The organism is Acinetobacter sp. 1207_04, assembly GCF_052850415.1.
The window spans coordinates 32,244-51,566 of the sequence record NZ_VXCQ01000008.1; the positions used below are offsets into that span (position 1 = coordinate 32,244).

16 protein-coding genes are annotated in these 19,323 nt (G+C 38.5%); 8 read left to right on the top strand and 8 right to left on the bottom strand.

Features of this window, described 5'->3' with window-relative positions; all coding sequences use genetic code 11:
- Positions 1-148 precede the first annotated feature (148 nt).
- From FW754_RS08755 to msrB, 3 genes are all read right to left on the bottom strand, one after another.
- Positions 149-580: an energy transducer TonB family protein gene (locus tag FW754_RS08755; RefSeq protein WP_409511368.1), complete on the bottom strand. Its 432-nt coding sequence runs from the start codon at positions 578-580 to the stop codon at positions 149-151.
- Between the two features lie 235 nt (positions 581-815).
- Positions 816-1,298 carry a glutathione peroxidase gene (locus FW754_RS08760; RefSeq protein WP_409511369.1) on the bottom strand — a complete coding sequence of 161 codons (483 nt, stop codon included), beginning with the start codon at positions 1,296-1,298 and terminating at the stop codon, positions 816-818.
- A complete protein-coding gene (gene msrB / locus FW754_RS08765) occupies positions 1,295-1,714 on the bottom strand; it encodes a peptide-methionine (R)-S-oxide reductase MsrB (RefSeq protein ID WP_446324417.1) in 420 nt (139 codons plus the stop codon). Before msrB ends, FW754_RS08760 begins: the two co-directional genes overlap by 4 nt.
- 152 nt (positions 1,715-1,866) lie before the next feature.
- On the opposite strand from msrB, the gene FW754_RS08770 reads away from it, so the two are divergent.
- Together FW754_RS08770 and FW754_RS08775 are read left to right on the top strand one after the other, a co-directional pair.
- Positions 1,867-3,102 carry a pyridoxal phosphate-dependent aminotransferase gene (locus tag FW754_RS08770; RefSeq protein WP_446324418.1) on the top strand — a complete coding sequence of 412 codons (1,236 nt, stop codon included), beginning with the start codon at positions 1,867-1,869 and terminating at the stop codon, positions 3,100-3,102.
- A 280-nt stretch (positions 3,103-3,382) separates the two neighbouring features.
- A complete protein-coding gene (locus tag FW754_RS08775; protein WP_446324419.1) occupies positions 3,383-4,441 on the top strand; it encodes an asparaginase in 1,059 nt (352 codons plus the stop codon).
- A 132-nt stretch (positions 4,442-4,573) separates the two neighbouring features.
- Here the strand turns inward: FW754_RS08775 and FW754_RS08780 are convergent, their stop codons facing one another.
- Complete coding sequence (locus FW754_RS08780; RefSeq protein ID WP_446324420.1) at positions 4,574-5,449, bottom strand: tetratricopeptide repeat protein; 876 nt, start codon at positions 5,447-5,449, stop codon at positions 4,574-4,576.
- Between the two features lie 212 nt (positions 5,450-5,661).
- Here FW754_RS08780 and dnaE point away from each other — a divergent pair, with 212 nt between their 5' ends.
- The 5 genes from dnaE (at position 5,662) to FW754_RS08805 (ending at position 14,207) form a co-directional block, all read left to right on the top strand.
- The gene (dnaE, locus tag FW754_RS08785) at positions 5,662-9,231 is read left to right on the top strand and encodes a DNA polymerase III subunit alpha (protein ID WP_446324421.1); all 3,570 of its coding nucleotides are present in this window, start codon (positions 5,662-5,664) and stop codon (positions 9,229-9,231) included.
- Positions 9,232-9,387: 156 nt separating this feature from the next.
- Complete coding sequence (locus FW754_RS08790) at positions 9,388-10,221, top strand: RNA methyltransferase (RefSeq protein WP_419347430.1); 834 nt, start codon at positions 9,388-9,390, stop codon at positions 10,219-10,221.
- The gene (gene cysE / locus FW754_RS08795; protein ID WP_446324422.1) at positions 10,221-11,051 is read left to right on the top strand and encodes a serine O-acetyltransferase; all 831 of its coding nucleotides are present in this window, start codon (positions 10,221-10,223) and stop codon (positions 11,049-11,051) included. Before FW754_RS08790 ends, cysE begins: the two co-directional genes overlap by 1 nt.
- A 111-nt stretch (positions 11,052-11,162) precedes the next feature.
- The gene (locus FW754_RS08800; protein WP_446324423.1) at positions 11,163-12,086 is read left to right on the top strand and encodes an ABUW_2363 family tetratricopeptide repeat lipoprotein; all 924 of its coding nucleotides are present in this window, start codon (positions 11,163-11,165) and stop codon (positions 12,084-12,086) included.
- 126 nt (positions 12,087-12,212) lie between these two features.
- A complete protein-coding gene (locus FW754_RS08805) occupies positions 12,213-14,207 on the top strand; it encodes a lipase family alpha/beta hydrolase (protein WP_446324424.1) in 1,995 nt (664 codons plus the stop codon).
- A gap of 108 nt (positions 14,208-14,315) precedes the next feature.
- Here FW754_RS08805 and hfq read toward each other — a convergent pair whose 3' ends face one another.
- The 4 genes from hfq to tsaE all read right to left on the bottom strand — a co-directional run bounded on the left by hfq (position 14,316) and on the right by tsaE (position 18,491).
- Positions 14,316-14,837, bottom strand: coding sequence for an RNA chaperone Hfq (gene hfq / locus FW754_RS08810; protein ID WP_419347424.1), 522 nt, complete (start codon positions 14,835-14,837; stop codon positions 14,316-14,318).
- Between the two features lie 90 nt (positions 14,838-14,927).
- Positions 14,928-15,872: a tRNA (adenosine(37)-N6)-dimethylallyltransferase MiaA gene (gene miaA / locus FW754_RS08815; RefSeq protein ID WP_446324425.1), complete on the bottom strand. Its 945-nt coding sequence runs from the start codon at positions 15,870-15,872 to the stop codon at positions 14,928-14,930.
- 6 nt (positions 15,873-15,878) lie between these two features.
- The gene (gene mutL / locus FW754_RS08820; RefSeq protein ID WP_446324426.1) at positions 15,879-17,930 is read right to left on the bottom strand and encodes a DNA mismatch repair endonuclease MutL; all 2,052 of its coding nucleotides are present in this window, start codon (positions 17,928-17,930) and stop codon (positions 15,879-15,881) included.
- A gap of 96 nt (positions 17,931-18,026) precedes the next feature.
- Positions 18,027-18,491: a tRNA (adenosine(37)-N6)-threonylcarbamoyltransferase complex ATPase subunit type 1 TsaE gene (gene tsaE / locus FW754_RS08825; protein ID WP_419347504.1), complete on the bottom strand. Its 465-nt coding sequence runs from the start codon at positions 18,489-18,491 to the stop codon at positions 18,027-18,029.
- A gap of 178 nt (positions 18,492-18,669) precedes the next feature.
- Here tsaE and FW754_RS08830 point away from each other — a divergent pair, with 178 nt between their 5' ends.
- Positions 18,670-19,302 (top strand): hypothetical protein, encoded by a 633-nt coding sequence (locus tag FW754_RS08830; RefSeq protein WP_446324427.1) that lies wholly within the window; start codon positions 18,670-18,672, stop codon positions 19,300-19,302.
- Positions 19,303-19,323 lie beyond the last annotated feature (21 nt).

The window sequence follows — 19,323 nt, forward strand, 5'->3', positions numbered from 1 at the left end:
ACATTGCCAATTTCAAATGACTTCATTAAACGATTGTCTATACTATTGGTTTCCGAGACACCCAAAATAATAAAACAAATTCACAACTATTCGCTCAAACAAATTTTCATCAATATCATCTTAGTAATTAGCTAAGTCTTTACATCAATTACTGTAATTTAACATTTTGAATAATATTATAAGTCAAATTTTCATCAGGATAAGGCATTGCCTTTAATTTAGCTTTTTTAATTGCAGAGACAACTTTCTGATCCGTTTTACTACTACCTGTTGATTCTAAAAGTTCTACATTCTGAATGCGCCCATCAGGAAAAGCGGTAATTTTGACTTCAATATTTTCTTTACCTGCTTTAACTTCATTGTTACTTAAATTAAAAACAGGTGCCTTTTCCCATCCCCGCTTATAACGATTTACGTATTCATCCGCATTAAAATCATCTTTTATGTCAGGATAACCATCCATAAACGTACTCTGATTTAACACACTTAATAATTGCTTGCTTTTATCCGATTCAGGACTAGCAAAAGTAGTTTGTACAAGTATTACTGATACGATTATAAGTAAAATTTTAGTTTTCATTGTTATCTAAGTATGACCCTGTTCGGCGTTTTAATTACTTCGTCTGATGATAACGCAAATTACAAAAAAATTAAATTTTATTACAATACCTATAACTTATAAGTCCAATAAGTCCATCAATTGAATTGCATCAACTCAACACCTCTACTCACTTTAACTACAAGCAGATTAATTTTTAAGATTAGGCGATTCTTTGATCGCCTAAAATTCATAATTGTATTCTAATGATTTAAATTTACTTCGCCAATTCCTGTTCAATATCTGCTATTAGCGTTTCAGGCTTTGTTGTCGGTGCATAACGATTCACCACTTGCCCTTTTTTATTGATTAAAAATTTAGTGAAATTCCATTTAATACCATTACCCAAAACACCTTTACTGTTATTGGTTAAATAGCGAAATACAATATGGGCTTCAGGACCTTTGACATCAACTTTGGCAAACATAGGAAACGTCACACCATAATTGCGCTGACAGAACTCACCAATTTGCTCATTGCTCCCTGGGTCTTGTCCTCCGAATTGATTACTTGGAAAGCCTAAGACTTCAAAACCCTGATTTTTATATTGTTCATATAATTTTTCAAGACCGGCAAACTGTGGTGTAAAACCACACTTGCTTGCCGTATTCACAATCAATAATACTTTTCCTTCGTAATCTGACAGTGACTTATTTTGCCCTTCCAATAGTTCAGCTTCAAATTGATAAATGCTGGTCATGGATATGTATCCTCATCATTTTTTTCTTGTGTTTTTAATTCAAGTGAAGCCGAATTGACACAGTAGCGCAATCCGGTCGGTTCTGGACCATCTTCAAAGACATGCCCCAAATGCGCATCACAGTGGTGACACACAATTTCTGTACGCTCCATACCATGTGTATGGTCATCGTGCTCTTCTATCGCAGTTCCATTAAGTGCCTTATAAAAACTCGGCCAACCACAGCCGCTATCGTATTTATTATCTGAACTAAATAGTGCTTCTCCACAACAACGACAGACGTAAGTTCCTTGTTGTTTAGTGTCCCAATATTTCCCCGTAAAAGCAGCTTCCGTTCCTTTTTTGCGAGTGATCCTAAACTCTTCTGGTGATAACTCTCTTTGCCATTCACGGTCTGTCTTATTGAGTTTTCCCATCATTAAACTCCTTTAATTCTTCGAGATTCAATGTCATGCTCTCCGTACTTCCATATTTACGCTGTCATTTAAAAAAATTCCAGCTAAATTTCAACATAGATTGTGATATTTCAGTAATCTATTTTTCTAACTCAAAATAATTGGATGGGATTATGTCCGTTTTAGGTAACACTTCTCCACGCGAAATCAAAAAATCGTCAAAGCTCGAGCATGTATGCTACGACATTCGTGGGCCAGTGTTAAGAGCCGCCAATGAGATGGAAGAAGCCGGACATAAAATTATTAAACTCAATATCGGCAATCCTGCACCTTTTGGTTTTGAAGCACCACAAGAAATTATTAAAGATGTCGCTTTAAACTTACCAAATGCGATTGGTTATACTGATTCAAAAGGAATTTTTCCTGCGCGTAAAGCCATTTGTCAGTACTATCAACAAAAAGGTATTTTAGACATGCATGTCAATGACGTGTATATCGGCAATGGTGTGTCTGAACTGATTGTGATGGCAATGCAAGGTCTACTTGATGATGGCGATGAAATGCTTATTCCAATGCCTGACTATCCGCTGTGGACTGCTGCAGTGAATTTATCAGGTGGTACAGCAATTCACTATAAATGTGATGACCAAAACCATTGGTACCCTGACATTGCAGACATGGAAAGTAAAATCACGCCAAATACGCGTGGTATTGTGATTATTAATCCAAATAATCCAACAGGTTCTGTGTACCCACGCCATGTACTTGAACAAATTGTTGCACTTGCAAAAAAATACGACTTAATTTTATTTGCTGATGAAATTTACGACAAAATTATTTATGACGGTATTGAACACGTTGCTGTTGCTGCGCTTGCAGGAGATCAATTGTGCGTATCGTTTAATGGTTTATCTAAAGCTTACCGTATTGCAGGCTATCGTTCGGGTTGGATGGCTATTACTGGTGATAAATCACGTGCTACAGATTATATTGAAGGTTTAGATATGCTCGCATCTATGCGTTTATGTGCTAATCATCAAGCTCAATATGCTATTCAAACTGCTTTAGGTGGTTATCAGTCCATTAATGACTTGATTCGTCCCGGCGGTCGTTTATATGAGCAACGTAATATTGCTTGGGAAATGCTCAATGAAATTCCTGGTGTAAGTTGTGTAAAACCTGAAGGTGCAATGTATTGCTTCCCTAAACTAGATCCTGAAATTTATCCAATTCAGGATGACGAAAAATTTATGCTCGATTTTTTACGTGCAGAAAAAGTACTTTTAGTTCAAGGAACTGGTTTTAATTGGCCTACACCTGATCATTTCCGTGTGGTGTTCTTACCTGCTGAAAATGAACTTCGTGAAGCAATGACTCGTTTAGGTCGCTTCTTGTCAAAAATGCGTTAATGTTAATATTAAGTTAAATATGAATGATCAAAAAGGCACTCAGTTGAGTGCCTTTTTTGTCTAAAAAATCATATATACCTTTTATTTTATTTTTTAAATAGCGTTATAAAGCAATTTATTTATCCAATATTGAACAATAAATACATACACTATAAATTTGAATGATCATTTAAAACTTCACATTTTAAAATCAGTATAGGCAAATACAACTCATCTGTATTAATTTAAAAGTTGGTACAAAAAATGCTTAGAACATGGACAGAATTTTAAAGGAATCTTTATGAAAAGAACAATTTCAGCACTTACACTTAGTTTAAGCCTATTACTTCCATGTATGGTTTTTGCCAAAAATAATGTCGTAGTCGTTGCAACGGGCGGTACAATTGCGGGGGCAGGTGCTAGCTCTACAAATAGTGCGACTTACACGGCGGCAAAAGTCCCTGTTGATGCATTACTCAATGCTGTTCCACAAATACAAAACCTTGCCAATGTCACAGGCGTGCAGGCGATGCAAGTCGCATCTGAAAGTATTACCGACAAGGAATTATTGTCTCTTGCTCGTCAAGTTAATGATTTATTGAAAAAACCCGATGTAAATGGTGTCGTCATTACACATGGTACAGATACTCTTGAGGAAACTGCATTTTTTCTTAATTTAGTCATTCATTCTGACAAACCTATTGTGGTAGTTGGGTCAATGCGCCCCGGAACTGCACTCTCTGCTGATGGTCCATTGAACCTTTATAGTGCAGTTGCGCTCGCTGCTGATGACAGCGCAAAAGGCAAAGGTACTTTTGTTCTCATGAATGATGATATTTTTGCAGCTAGAGATGTAACAAAATCGATCAATATTCACACCAATGCTTTTACAAGCCAATGGGGTTCGCTTGGTATGCTTGTTGAAGGCAAGCCCTATTGGTTCCGTAATACAGTAAAACGCCATAACAACAGTTCAGAATTTAATATTGAAAATATCAAAGGCGACAACCTCCCTCCAGTACAAATTGTTTATGGCTCAGGCAATATGCTCCCTGATGCCTATAATGCTTTTGCTAAAGCAGGTGTAAAAGCGATTATCAATGCAGGAACAGGCAATGGTTCTGTAGCAAATTATATTGTACCGACCTTGAATGAACTCCAAAAACAAGGCGTTCAAATCATTCGCTCATCTCGTGTTCCACAAGGCTTTGTCCTACGTAACGCAGAACAACCCGATGATAAATATGGTTGGGTTGTCGCACATGACCTCAATCCACAAAAAGCTAAACTGCTTGCTGCACTTGCGCTGACTAAAACTACCGATGCAAAAGAAATTCAGCGTATATTTTGGGATTATTAGGATTAAGACCTGTTAAATCTAATCACAAATAAACCTTGAAAATAAAAAGTGCCTGAAAATTCAGGCACTTTTTATTTATACGATTCAAAGTAATAATATGATATTCACATCAATATCATGCTGTCGTCTTTATTACTCTGCATACCGTGCGCGGTATTCTTTTGATTTACGAATGTCTTTTTTCAAACCAAAACCACCTTCTTCATACAAGTCGGCCAAATTCTCCAGTGAGCTTGAATCACCTAATTCAACGGCTTGCTCATAATATTCTGCTGCCTTTTTATAATCCTTTTTCACACCTTCGCCATTTTCATACAGCAAGCCAATGTTTGAAGCTGCAAGTTCATTACCCTGATCATAAGCAAGATTATATAAACGCATCGCTTCAGCATAATTTTGTTCTACACCTTCCCCTAAATGATACATCGTACCTAAGTTGTTCTGTGCTTCATCATAGTCCTGAGCTGCAGCTAAACGATAATATTTGACCGCTAAAGCTTTGTCTTCGTCAACATTAATACCATTGGCATAATTATAGCCCAAATGATTTTGTGCCTGTGCATAACCACCATCTGCTGCTTTTTTTATCCATTCAATTGATTTTTTAGGATTGGCTTCAACACCATCTTCACCTTCTTCAAGCATTGAACCAATATAATATTGTGAAAATGCATGCCCTTTATTGGCTGCTTTCAAATACCACTTCATCGCTTCAGGATTATTTTCTTCGACAAATTCGCCGTTGTCATACATATAACCCACTGAAAAAATGCCGTCTAAATTTCCTTTTGCCGCTGACTTTTTATACCATTCAAAAGCTTGTTCGTAATCTTGTTCAACATTGTTACCTTGGTAATAAGCTTCGCCTAAATCATACTGCGCTTGAGCATCACCTTTTTCAGCTTTTTTAACCAATGCAGCGCTGTATTCAACAGCTTCGTCAGCATAAACATTTGGGACAATAGAACATGCTAAAAATAATGACAATGCGAGTGCTTTAATTTTCATAACTTTAATTTTTCCCAGTCTATGATTTTTCAGTTGTATAAAAAGATACTTAAAAATTATTCTAGTGCATCATCATAAATGATTTCTTTGGCAAATTAAAATGCTCAAACATGACAAGTTCTATATAACATCATCACGTTTTTCAAGTTTTGAACAGCATATCAGACACAGAGCGTGCTAAAATATTGCCTGCTTCAGCACAGGATCTTTTTATGCAGTTTGTACATCTTGGTATTCATACAGAGTTTTCGATCACAGAGTCGATCGTACGGATCCCTGATTTAGTGAAGGCTGCTGCAAGTGATGAAATGCCTGCATTGGCAATTACCGATTTGTCTAACCTGCATGCTGCGGTCAAATTTTATAACAAGACTTTAGCCAAAGGCATCAAGCCAATTTTGGGCAGTACGATTCGTTTAAATGATGCTTCACATAGAGCCACTTTATTAGCCATGACTAAAAAAGGTTGGCGTGGACTAACTGAAATCGTGTCTCGTGGCTATATTGAAGGTCAGCAACTCAGTATCCCATGTGTTCAAAAAGAATGGGTGCTTGAACAATCACAAGACCTTATTGTTTTACTTGGTTTGCACAGTGATGTCGGTGAAATGTTGGTGTCAGCTTATCCTGAAAAAGCTGAACCTCTGCTTGAACAGTGGATTGAAAAATTTGGTAACCGTGTTTATCTTGCATTAACGCGAACACAACGCCCGATGGAAGAAGACTTTATTCAAGAAGCGGTCAAACTGGCAGCAAAATACAACATTGGTGTCGTTGCGCTTAATGATGTGCATTTTATTCGTGCTGAAGACTATGAAGCTCATGAAGCTCGTGTTTGTATTGCCGATGGTTATGTCCTTGGTGATAGCAAACGTCCTAAAAATTATACGCCTGAGCAATACTTTAAAACCTCGGCTGAAATGATTGAGCTGTTTTCAGATATTCCAAGTGCCATTGAAAATACTATACAAATTGCCAAGCGTTGTACCGTTTCACTTCGTTTAGGTTTCAATGACTTACCTGACTACCCAATTCCTGAAGGTCACACCATTGAGACCTACTTCGAGCATTTATCCGAAGTAGGGCTTGAAGAACGCTTAGATGTCCTGTATCCACTTGAAAAGCGTGATGAGGACTGGGCTGAAATTCGTCAGCCTTATGATGAACGTCTAAAATATGAGTTAGATATCATCAACAAAATGGGCTTCCCTGGTTACTTCCTGATTGTCATGGACTTCATTCAATGGTCTAAAAACAATGGAGTTCCTGTAGGTCCAGGGCGTGGTTCAGGTGCAGGTTCATTGGTTGCCTATAGTCTTAAAATTACCGATCTCGATCCACTACGTTACGAACTCCTTTTCGAACGCTTCCTGAATCCTGAACGTGTTTCAATGCCCGACTTCGATATTGACTTTTGTATCGCAGGTCGAGATAAAGTTATTGATTATGTGGCACGTCATTATGGTCGAGATGCCGTTTCACAAATTGCAACGTTCGGTACAATGGCTGCTAAAGGTGCGATTCGTGACGTTGCACGAGTTTTGGGTAAATCTTATGGTTTAGCTGACCGCATTTCAAAAATGATTCCAACAAAACCTTTAGGTTTAACCTTGGAAGAATCAATTGAAGCTGAACCACAACTCAAAGATATCGTCACCAATCCATCAAATCCTGACAATGATGATGCTGCTGAAATTTGGGAAATGGCGCTCAAACTTGAAGGTATTACCCGAAATACAGGTAAGCATGCGGGTGGTGTAGTGATTGCACCGACCAAAATCACCGACTACTCTGCTGTTCTATGTGAAGCCGATGGTACAGGTCGTGTTGCACAGTTCGATAAAGATGATGTTGAAGCCGCAGGTTTGGTTAAATTCGACTTTTTAGGACTGCGTAATCTCACTGTAATTGAAGATGCCGTACAAAATATCAATAAACGCATCCAATCTGAAAAACCTCTCGATATCACTTATATCCCTTTAGATGATGCTAAAGCCTACACCGTATTTGCTGATGCCAATACTACGGCGGTGTTCCAGTTTGAATCCGTCGGCATGAAGAAAATGCTCAAGGAAGCACGTCCGAGCAAATTTGAAGAAATTATTGCCTTTGTATCTTTGTATCGTCCAGGTCCGATGGATCTTATTCCTGACTTTATCTACCGTATGCATGGTGGCGAATTTGAATATCTACATCCTTTACTTGAAGGCGTACTTGAACCGACTTACGGCATTATGGTGTATCAAGAACAGGTGATGCAGGCTGCACAATTCTGCGCAGGCTATTCTCTTGGTGGCGCGGACATTTTGCGCCGTGCAATGGGTAAAAAGAAACCCGAAGAAATGGTCAAACAGCGCCAAATCTTTATTGAAGGTGCTGCGAAAAAGGATATTGATGAAAAAACTGCAAACCATATTTTCGACTATATGGAAAAATTTGCAGGCTATGGTTTTAACAAATCACATGCGGCCGCCTACGCCCTTGTTGCCTATCAAACGGCATGGCTCAAAGCGCATTACCCATCTGAATTTATGGCTGCGGTATTATCATCAGAAATGCAAAATACCGACAGTATTGTATTCTTAATTGATGACTGTCGAATCAATGGTTTAAATGTATTACCACCATCTATTAATATGTCGTTCTATCAATTTCATGCAAGTGATGCTGAAACTATTATTTATGGCTTAGGTGCCATTAAAGGTGTCGGTGAACAAGCCATGCAATCTGTGATTGATTCACGTTTGCATGATGGTGTGTATAAAGATTTATTTGATTTTTGCCATCGTGTCGATTTAAAGAAAATCAACAAACGTACTCTTGAAGCCCTAATTCGTTCTGGTGCATTAGACTGTTTAGGTATTGATCGTGCAAGCCTCATGCTACAACTGCCTGAAGCAGTTCAAGCAGCAGAGCAAGCACGTTCAAACCGTGAAACTGGCATTATGGATTTGTTTGGTGAAGTTGAAGAAGTTCAGCGGAAACCTGCCAAACCCACTAAGCCATGGTCAGATGAAGTTCGTCTCAAAGGTGAAAAAGACACGCTTGGTTTATACCTCACAGGACATCCAATTGATGTGTACCGCCCTGAGTTAAAAGCCTTTATTTCACAGCGTATTAATGAACTTACGCCTACTCGCCGTGGTGTTACCACTGTTTTTGCAGGTCTTGTTGTCGATATTGCCAATTTTCCGAACCGCATGATGGTGACTTTGGATGATGGTACAGCACGTATTGAAGTCTCTGCCAACCATGAACGCTTTAACCGTTTTAAAGACATCATTCAAAATGAAAAAGTCGTGGTGATTGAGGGTGAAATTTATGAACGTGAAGGTTTTGATCGTCCAATGGGACGCTTAACCAAAGCCTTTAACCTCAATGAAATTCGTCAAAAACGTGCCAATCATATTGCAATTAAACTCAGTCCTGAAGTACTGACAAAAACACTGACATCTGATTTACAAAAGATTTTACAACCTTATTGTAATGTGGATATGTGTCAACACATTCCTGTACACATCATGCTTGATTATGATTATGCCACTGCTGAGTTTCATTTCGGACAGCAATGGAAAGTTGCACCACTCGATGAACTTTTATCGAAAATGCGTGATTATTTTGGTAAAGAATCACTGCATGTTGAATATCAAGTGAAATCTAAAGCTGCTAAAGTCGCAGCATATCAACCTCCTGCTCGTGTGGTAAGCCCACCACCTGCGACAAATATCAGCATGGATGATGCAATGGATCAGTACAATGAAGATCTGAGTCAGTATTCTTGATGAATATTCTTTAAATCTCTTAACAACACTATCTAAAATATGGCACTTAAATCTTTATTTTAAAATTTAATTATTCTTAAATTGATCTCTCCCATCAATTTAAACCCGATTCATTCTTCAGACATTAACTGCCTGATTTATTTTTGTGGAATTACAATGGACATTATCGACAATGCTGAAATTTCTCAGCATTTAAGCCATGTACGCATCGTCATGGTCAACACGACACTTCCTGCCAATATAGGCAGTGCTTTACGTGCAATGAAAACCATGGGGCTATCAAAACTCGTCCTTGTTGCACCAAAGACTTACCCTCATCCTGATATTGATGCTTTAGCTGCGGGTGCGACTGATCTCATTGAACAGATTGAAATTGTCGATACGCTCGAAGATGCGATTAAAGATTGCCATTTGGTTTTTGGTACAAGTGCTCGTAGCCGCACCATCCCTTGGCCACTGTTAGATGCTCGCCCTGCTGCACAAAAATCAATGCAATCGGTGATTCATGAGCAACAAGAAATTGCGATTGTTTTTGGTCGTGAAGATCGTGGCTTGACTAACGAAGAATTGGCAATGGCAAATTATCATGTCACCATTCCTGTCAATACTGATTATGGCGTTCTCAATGTTGCACAAGCCATTCAAGTCATTTGCTATGAAATGCGTATAGCAGCAATTGAGCTTGCAGATAAACAAGAAGATACCAAAGCAGTCATGCATGTGACCGATTCAGAAGACATGCATTGGGATGAACCTTTGGTTACTCATGAGCAAATGGAGCAATTTTATCCACATATCGAAAAAATGCTCGCAGAAATCGAATTTATGGACCCAAAGAACCCAAGATTATTGCCTTTACGCTTGCGTCGTCTTTTCGGACGTATACAATTAGATAAAATGGAATACCACTTACTACGAGGTATTTTTACCCGTGTACAAGCCCTTAATAATGGTACATGGAAAAGTAAACCTCAAGAGGATCAAAAATAATGCTGAAATGGCTTAAAGAAGATATCCAAGCTGTATTTGCGAGAGATCCTGCAGCACGCAATACATTTGAAGTTCTAACTACATATCCTGGCATTCATGCTCTTATTATGCATCGCGTTGCACATGAGCTATGGGTCAAGGAATGTAAAACTTCTGCACGTTTATTGTCTTCTTTTAGCCGCTTCACTACAGGCATTGAAATCCATCCCGGTGCTAAAATTGGTAAACGTTTTTTTATTGATCACGGCATGGGTGTGGTGATTGGTGAAACTGCCGAAATTGGTGATGATGTTACGCTATATCATGGTGTGACATTGGGCGGTACAACATGGAATACTGGCAAACGTCATCCAACGCTTGAAGATGGCGTAGTAGTCGGTGCTGGTGCGAAAATTCTAGGCCCTTTTACAGTCGGTAAAAATGCTAAAGTCGGCTCCAATGCCGTAGTGACCAAAGCTGTTCCTGCAGATACGACCGCGGTTGGTAACCCTGCTCGCTTCATCAATAAGGATCAACCAAAAATACAAAATGCGCCATGTCCTGAAAAGACAGATATTCGCTTAGACAATACAGATCAAAATCCTGCATTCCAAGCCTATGCTGCAACGCAAGATGTGACCGATCCAATGCTTGAAGGTATGCGTGTATTACTTGAACGCTTGGCTCAAAATGAAAAACGCATGAATAATTTATGTCAGCGTTTATCTCTTATTGATCCCTCCTTTAAACCGCAGCAAGATGCTGAACAGCCGTATAGTGAAGAGGAACTTAAAATTATTGAAGATGTGCGCCGTGAATGCGAAGCACAAAACAATGAATCTAAAGCTTAATGTATAAATTTTAATAACGTAATCATTTTGAAGTTGCATGTTGCCCATTCTTTTCTTAGACTGACCAACATGTAATTTTTAACTTATACAACAAATCATTGGAAGAAAGATATGACTCTTAAGCCTTTGGCACTGGTACTCGTCACCGCCTCATTACTCTCCGCTTGCGGCACTACTCCTGTTAAATCACAAAATAAAGTCAATAACGAACCGATTATTTATACAGAACCCGATATTACTCCACCTTTTTATGCACTGAATCCATTTAACTATGCACAGCCTCCTGTGTTTGAACTTGAGCTGAAAAAAGCAGCGGCAGAACCTGTCCAAAAACTTGAAGTCACTGATCCAAATAACCCAAATAAAAAATTAATTCTAGACAGCAACAAGCTCATTGTACCAACAGTAAACAGCTCAAAGCGTGGCATGAAATATGCTGTTCTTGCAGGTGAAAATGAAATTGATATCACTGCAATTGATGATTTTTTACAGATGGTTGAAGGTAAAGCACGTCATTACCCACCACAATTTACCGACCGTCAAGAACGTCGTGGTTTTGAAAGCAAATTAAAAGAAGTTTCAACACAACTCGATACCCTTGCTTCACATGATAATGCTTCTTTTGACATTCTTATTCGCGCATTTAAGGCAAGTGTCATGGGTCGTAATCTTGACTTAGGTTCAAGCTACACTACAAAATCATTAAACTATGCACAGCGTATTTTAAAAATCAACAAAGACGATCCAGAAGCAAATCTTTGGTTTGGTTTTTCATTGTCTGAAGGTGGTGGTCAGCGTGAAGCAATGCCTTATTTAGATAAAGCAACCAAAGCAGGTGTTCAAGAAGCTTATCTTTCTACTGTAAATACTTACTTAGGTATGGAACAGAAAAAAAATGCGATCCAAGCTCTTAAAAACTATAAAGTTAAATACCCTGAAGAAGCAGAAGTTGCTGATCGTTTAATTTTAGAAATTGACAAACAAAATCGTTACAATGTTTGGCAAATTATGAAAAACCCAGCTCTATCAAAATAAGTAAAATTTTTCTATAAAATAGACTGATTAATCAGTCTATTTTTTTTAGCAAAATTCTTTAGAATAAAATTGAAATCTCTTATAAATATCGTATGATCTGAAAGTACTATCTGTCAGATCATATATATGCGGCATTCTAAAAAAAATATACTGCTCACACTTCTTGTTTTTAGCCCACTTTTACTCAGTGGCTGTCAAGTCGTTAGCGTCAAAAATCAAAAAATTAATGTCACGATTGCTAATGAGCGCGACAGTATTTTGACACGCTCAAAAATGAGTGAAGCAAGCCTTAATGTATTATCGATGACAGGTCGTGAAGCGAAAAGTTGTACTGAAGCACCTGATCGTTGCATTGATGAACTCGATGAAATTAAAGAAATTCAAGATGAACAACTATTCTCCACAGCAAGTGAAATTTATCTCACGAAAGCTTTAGCCTTGGCATCGTCTTCAAATTGTAAAATTAGTTTAGTCGCCAAACATAAGTCCGAAGAAAAACAAAAAATCATCCAAAAAAATTATGATGATTGCCAAGCACAACAGCTTTCTATGCTCGATAAAAGCATTCGCTACAGCTATGCTTATTTATTTAAAACTGAACGACAACCTCAAGACCGTATTTTTAATAACCGTCAGGTTCAAATTCGAGATTTCTACAATCAGGCTTTAGCAAAATTTATTGCTCTTGAAGTTCAAAATACAAAATCACCATCCGTGATTAAAGCAGGAGATAGTACATATACATTTGATTTTTCTCACTATCCCGAATTAGAAAAAAATATTCCAGAAGCATTATTATCTACATACAATATGAACTTTTCAGGTCTACGCTCTATCAATAGACGTGATGGTTTTGGTGCTGAATTTGTCACCATCTTAAAAGAGCCAACAAAAGCTGAAGAAGATAAATATATTGTCGATCCTGTACACCATAAATACAGTAACGGCATGAACCCCAATATTCACAAGCCTCGCTACTTGGCAGTTTCCATCACTGCACAGCCTGAAGGAAATGAGTCAGTTGACAGCATCTTACACAACCCGAATTTCAAGTTAAAAGTTTTTGACCCTTACAGCACTGAAAAAATTGATGTCAGTGGAAAAAGTTATCCTCTAGCAGCCAATTTTTCTGCACCTTATGGGCTTTGGTTAGCAGAAAACAATTTGGGGGCGGCAGCCTATTTAAGCCTGATTGATCGTGATAAGCGCTTAACCATGCCACATTTATATATGCTTGAACCCTATAACCCGAATAAAAAAGTCATTGTATTGGTTCATGGTCTCGCAAGCAGTCCAGAAGCATGGATTCGTTTAACCAATGATATTATGGGTGATAATGCTTTACGTGAGCATTATCAAGTCTGGCAAATTTTCTATTCTACTAATATGCCAATCTTAGAAAGTCGCTTCCAAATTAATACGATTATTAATCAAGGCTTTGAAAGTATTGATCAAAAATCAGCTTCGGCAAAAGATTCTGTGTTAATTGGTCATAGCATGGGTGGAATCATCGCTCGCTTATTGGTCAGTGACCAAAACCTTTCAAGTAATGCTCAAAAAATGTTAAAAAACAGGCAATTCAATCGTTTTAAAGATGATCCCGTTTTTAATGCTCGTTTGAATATTCAATCTGTTCCCAATTTTAATCGTGCAATCTTTATTTCAGCACCGCATCGGGGTACAGACTATGCAGACCGTTGGTTTACACGTGCTGCACGTAAAGTCATTAAACTACCAGGGGCATTCTTAGGTGCTTTAGCAGACTCGGTAGATGAAAAAAATCTTAATCCTAAAAAAATTCTCAAAGATATTGATGGTGGTCTTATTCAAAATGGTCCAAGTGATTTAAGTCATAATTCAAAATTCACACAGTTAACTGAGAATGTCATGCCGAAAAAAGGCATGATTTATCATTCAATTATGGGCAACATTACTAACAGCAATGATCCTGACATCATGACTGATGGTATCGTGCCTTATCGGAGTTCGCATTTAGATGGTGCTGTGTCTGAAAAAATTATTAAAGGCGGACACTCTATTCAGGAAACACCTGAAGCCGTATTGGAATTACGTCGTATTTTAAAACTTCACCTAACTGATCATGGTCTATATAAACCGTAAAACTATATTTTTTCAAAATGAATGCATAAAAAAACACCCGATAAATTTATCGGGTGTTTTTCGAGAATTCATACACCCTTAACATAAGGTGTAAATATCTATCACAAATTAACGATTGTTTTCGTCATCTTGAGAATCTTCAAATTTTGGTTCAGTACCGAAGTCAGAAGTTTGACCACCGAAACCACCTTGTTGACCAAAACCACCCTGTTGACCAAAACCACCTTGTTGACCAAAACCGCCTTGTTGACCAAAACCACCTTGACCACCGAAGCCACCTTGTTGACCGCCGAAGCCACCTTGACCGCCGAAGCCGCCTTGTTGACCGCCACCAAAGCCACCTTGACCACCGAAGCCACCTTGTTGACCGCCAAAGCCACCTGGAGCACCAGCGCCCGGAGCACCAGCAGGTGCGCCAGCAGGACGAGGGTTACGTGCAGGAACAACCGTAGAAATTGCATGTTTGTAAACCATTTGGCTTACAGTATTCTTTAATAAAACAACATATTGGTCAAAAGATTCAATATGACCTTGCAATTTAATACCGTTTACAAGGAAGATGGAAACTGGGATGCGTTCTTTACGGAGAGAATTTAAGAACGGATCTTGTAAAGTTTGACCTTTAGACATTTTATACTCCAAAAAATTTAAAATCAGCGCAAAAACTGCCTTTGTTTTTTCAATTAAAATTTATAAAAAAGACAGTGTGTAAATTTTGCTTTATCTATGTAAGTTTCGCAAGTCTTCTTGAGCCTGCCTTGTTGTTGAAAAAGTTATAAATTGGTGTGCTTCTTGCAAAGAACGTAACCATGTGTATTGACGTTTAGCCAATTGTCGTGTCGCAAACAATGATTTATCTTCCATCTCCAACCTACTTTTGTGACTCCTGTCACTCTTTAGTAAAAAATCGATTGCTTGCCTGTAACCAACTGATCGAGCTGAAGGAAGATTTTCATTTAGATCGTATTTTATCATAAGTTCTTCAACTTCATTTAAAAATCCGATTTCCCACATGTTTTTCAGTCGAAGCTCAATACGACTATGTAATTCTAAGCGATCTGGCAATAGCGCGTAATTATGAAAACTGTATCTGTAGGGTACATTTCGAGGTTGCTCTGATTGTAATTTTGTAATTGGCTGCCCTGTAATTTTAAAAACTTCTAAAGCACGAATGATACGTTGCTTATCGCTGACTTTAAATTTTTCACCTGCCAAAGGATCAACGCTTTTTAACTCTTCATAAATCGCTTGCCAACTCTCTCGATCTGCTTTTGCTACAATCTCATCACGAATTTGATAATCCGCACTCGGCAAATTACTCGAAAGCCCCTCAAGCAGTGCTTTAAAATACAGCATTGTGCCACCAACTAAAATCGGTGTTTTACCACGGCCATGAATTTCATCAATCAATTTACATGCATCTTCCACAAACTCTGCAGCCGAATACACTTCAAGTGGCGTAATAATATCGATTAGATGATGCGGATAAAGCGCCTGTTCTTCTTTGCTTGGCTTTGCGGTGCCAATATCCATATCTTGATAAACAAGCGCTGAATCGACAGAGATCAACTCATAATTACCACGCTCATACAGTTCGCAAGCCAAAGCCGTTTTACCGCTGGCTGTCGGTCCCATTAAATTGATGACGGGCAATTGATTTGACATGTAAAACTACTCTCCTCGAGCAAATAATTTATCAAGCTGTGACAATGGAAAAGCTCTCCATGTCGGACGACCATGATTACATTGACTCGCAAATTCAGTTTGTTCCATCTGACGCAGTAAAGTATTCATTTCAGATAGACTCAGCATTCGGTGTGCCCTCACTGCACCATGGCATGCCATGCCTGCAAGTAAATGATCACGTTTTTGTTGCAATGCCTGTGCTTCATCATTGGGGTCAAGATCATTCAGCAACTCAGGCACGAGCGAGCCAAAATCTGCTTTATGTAAAATGGCAGGTACACCTCGAACAATGACTTGTTCATCGCCATATTGGTCGATATCGAGTCCAAGTCGTTCTAATTGTGGCTTTAATTCATCGATACGAGTCGCTTGCATGCGCGTAATACTGATGACTTTAGGAATGAGTAATTGTTGTGATATCCAAAAATCAGGTTTATCCCATGCCATTTTCATTTGCTGTAGCAAAATTCGCTCATGTGCAGCATGCATATCGACAATGATCAGCCCTTCTGTATTCTGCGCTAAAATATAAATGCCATGTAATTGCGCAATTGCAATCCCAAGCGGAAACTCATCCACACGATTTTGCTTTAATTGCGTTGGTGAATCTTCACTAGAATTTTCAGGCGAATAACTCGATTGTTCTCTCAAAGGAGCTAAATAACTTTTAAGTGCATTATTAAGTTGTTGAGAACCTTGATAATTTGCTCGTGAATCTGATTGAGATGCATACGATACTGGTTGCACACCTGTAGACATGGGTACATTCGTACGAAATTCAGTGAGTCCATCTTGATATGCCGCTTGACGTTCTGCTGACTTAGAAGAATCTGCTTGCCAAGCATGACCGTTAGTACTACTTAGGCTATTTATATCTTGTATATTAACTGTATTTTGTGATTCCACATTGCGATGCAAGGCAAATTGTTCTTGAATTCGTGGCTGTGGCTGCCAATGCACAGAAGCATCTTCAGACTGTTTCATTGCACTTGACAAATCAGCCGTTGCTGTTTGAAATTGAGACAACGTATTTTTGGCAAAATGACGTACAAACTCATGCACTTCACGTTGATTTAAAAAGCGAATTTCATGTTTTGTTGGATGCACATTGACATCAATATTTTCAGGTTCAACTTCTAAAAATAACAGATATGCTGCATGTTGATGTCCATGCAAAATACCGTCATACGCCATACGTAAAGCATGTGAAATGGTTTTATCTTTTACAATGCGTCCATTGACATATACATATTGTAAATCTGCTTGCGAGCGTGCATCAGAAGGATGCCCTAGCCACCCTGACAAACGCATACTAATACTATCAGCATCAATCCAATATGCATTTTCAGTAAATGCTCGCCCAAGCAATTGTTGAACACGTTGAAAACGTAATTCACCACTGTCTGCAATGGGTAAATTAAGGCGAATACTATCGTTATGTTCTAAAACAAAGCGAATATCAAAGTGTGTCAATGCCATACGACGCACAATTTCTTCAATATGACCAAATTCTGTGGTGGGTTTTTTTAAGAATTTACGACGAGCAGGCACATTAAAAAATAAATCTTGAATGCGGATATGCGTACCCTGCTGTGTCGCTACTGCTTGAATATCCTGCCCATCAAAAGCTGTACCATTTACTTCTAACTGATAACCTACACCTGAATCATCTTGGCTACTCGTTAAAGTCAAACGTGAAACCGCAGCAATCGATGCCAATGCCTCACCACGAAAACCTAAACTCATAATGGCGTGTAAATCATTTGCCGTTTGAATTTTACTCGTTGCGTGCCGAGTCACGGACAACGCTAAATCTTCGGCATGAATACCACGACCATTGTCAATGATTTCAATCAGCGTACTGCCACCCTGTGCAATCCGAATAATCAGTTCTGTTGCGCCCGCATCAATCGAATTTTCAAGTAATTCTTTCACCACGGATGACGGACGCTCAATCACCTCACCTGCAGCAATTTGGTTCGCAAGTGCTGCATTGAGCGTATGAATTCGTCTGACACTGATTTCTTCACGCTGCATGCATTAACCTCAATTTCGAATGGACGGCATAATAAGTAAACGATCATCTCTTTTAAAAAGCAGAATACTTTATTCACTGAGATTTTTAATAGACGTTTAAAGTACCTTTAAGGCACTGATTAAATCTTCAGAAATACTGCTTATTTGAACTTCACGCCCCATTTCATCCTCTGTTTTTAGGATTTCAATAATATGGTCTGCTTGCGGAATTTCATCGCCACCTTTAGACGGCCATTCAAATAAAAATAAAGCATTTGGCACATCCAAATAATCACGGATGCCCATCAATTCCATTTCATAAGGATCATTTAAACGATATAAATCGAAATGGAAAACGTCTGTACCCTCAATATTGTAAGGCTCAACCAAGGTATAGGTAGGACTTTTTACTGTACCTTTGTGCCCAAGTCCTTGCAACCAATAACGGGTCAGTGTGGTTTTTCCTGCACCTAAATCACCGATAAGATAAATCACGCCCTTTGCAATGGACTGCGCCAATATAGCCGCCATTTTTTGTGTATCTTGCTCATTGCTTAGACTTAATTTACATGAATATTGCATTGTACTAACAACATGATTTGAACTCGGCAATATGATAGCATTACACATGCCAAATACCCAAGATAATGCCTAAGATAATGTTTCTTATTGCGTATAGCTGTATGAATAACTCACTATGCTATTCGTGGTAAAATGCGCATTATAACTCGTGTTTTCTTTACAACTTTTAGGATTGATCATGACTTTACAAAACAGAGTAGATCCGTGGTCAAGGCTTAACAAAAATCCTGTAAAAACAGCAACACGAATGGGAAATCGAGGCGTATTACACAATAAATCTCAGCAAATTGTTCGCCCTTGGAAGCTCAAGGCTTGGATTAGCTGTGTATTGTCTTTTAAAGGTAATACACGAAAAATTTTCAGTGAAGGACGCTATTCAGAACTCTTCTTTTTAGATGAAGCGACTGCTTTTTCAGCAGGACATCGCCCATGTGCAGAATGTCAACGTGAACGTAGTAATCAATTTAAAATAGCTTGGGTCAATGCCAATGCCTCAGGTCAAAAATTTAAGCTTTCAGACATCGATCAACAGCTTCACCTTGAACGCATAAATTCTGCACACGAAAAAGTGACATTTCAAACAACTTTGGCAGAACTTCCGATTGGCACTTGTTTTGAATGGCATGACCAAGCAGTGATGATTGTCGCTAATCAACTTTATCAAACATGGTCATTTACAGGCTATCAAACAACAATTGAATTTGATTCAACTACGATGGTTAAAGTACTTACCCCTATTTCTCTAGTGAATGCCTTTCGTCATGGCTTTACGCCAAAATTTCATCCAACTGCTCAATCTTTGGAACATTAAACTGTGCAAGAAACCATCGAT

Bases quoted from the DNA above. Each gene is read 5' to 3' on its own strand.
- FW754_RS08770 (WP_446324418.1), top strand. From the start codon at position 1,867: ATGTCCGTTTTAGGTAACACTTCTCCACGCGAAATCAAAAAATCGTCA.
- FW754_RS08780 (WP_446324420.1), bottom strand. From the start codon at position 5,449: ATGAAAATTAAAGCACTCGCATTGTCATTATTTTTAGCATGTTCTATT.
- cysE (WP_446324422.1), top strand. From the start codon at position 10,221: ATGCTGAAATGGCTTAAAGAAGATATCCAAGCTGTATTTGCGAGAGAT.
- FW754_RS08775 (WP_446324419.1), top strand. From the start codon at position 3,383: ATGAAAAGAACAATTTCAGCACTTACACTTAGTTTAAGCCTATTACTT.
- FW754_RS08790 (WP_419347430.1), top strand. From the start codon at position 9,388: ATGGACATTATCGACAATGCTGAAATTTCTCAGCATTTAAGCCATGTA.
- tsaE (WP_419347504.1), bottom strand. From the start codon at position 18,491: ATGCAATATTCATGTAAATTAAGTCTAAGCAATGAGCAAGATACACAA.
- dnaE (WP_446324421.1), top strand. From the start codon at position 5,662: ATGCAGTTTGTACATCTTGGTATTCATACAGAGTTTTCGATCACAGAG.
- hfq (WP_419347424.1), bottom strand. From the start codon at position 14,837: ATGTCTAAAGGTCAAACTTTACAAGATCCGTTCTTAAATTCTCTCCGT.
- mutL (WP_446324426.1), bottom strand. From the start codon at position 17,930: ATGCAGCGTGAAGAAATCAGTGTCAGACGAATTCATACGCTCAATGCA.
- FW754_RS08830 (WP_446324427.1), top strand. From the start codon at position 18,670: ATGACTTTACAAAACAGAGTAGATCCGTGGTCAAGGCTTAACAAAAAT.
- FW754_RS08755 (WP_409511368.1), bottom strand. From the start codon at position 580: ATGAAAACTAAAATTTTACTTATAATCGTATCAGTAATACTTGTACAA.
- msrB (WP_446324417.1), bottom strand. From the start codon at position 1,714: ATGGGAAAACTCAATAAGACAGACCGTGAATGGCAAAGAGAGTTATCA.
- miaA (WP_446324425.1), bottom strand. From the start codon at position 15,872: ATGTCAAATCAATTGCCCGTCATCAATTTAATGGGACCGACAGCCAGC.
- FW754_RS08800 (WP_446324423.1), top strand. From the start codon at position 11,163: ATGACTCTTAAGCCTTTGGCACTGGTACTCGTCACCGCCTCATTACTC.
- FW754_RS08805 (WP_446324424.1), top strand. From the start codon at position 12,213: ATGCGGCATTCTAAAAAAAATATACTGCTCACACTTCTTGTTTTTAGC.
- FW754_RS08760 (WP_409511369.1), bottom strand. From the start codon at position 1,298: ATGACCAGCATTTATCAATTTGAAGCTGAACTATTGGAAGGGCAAAAT.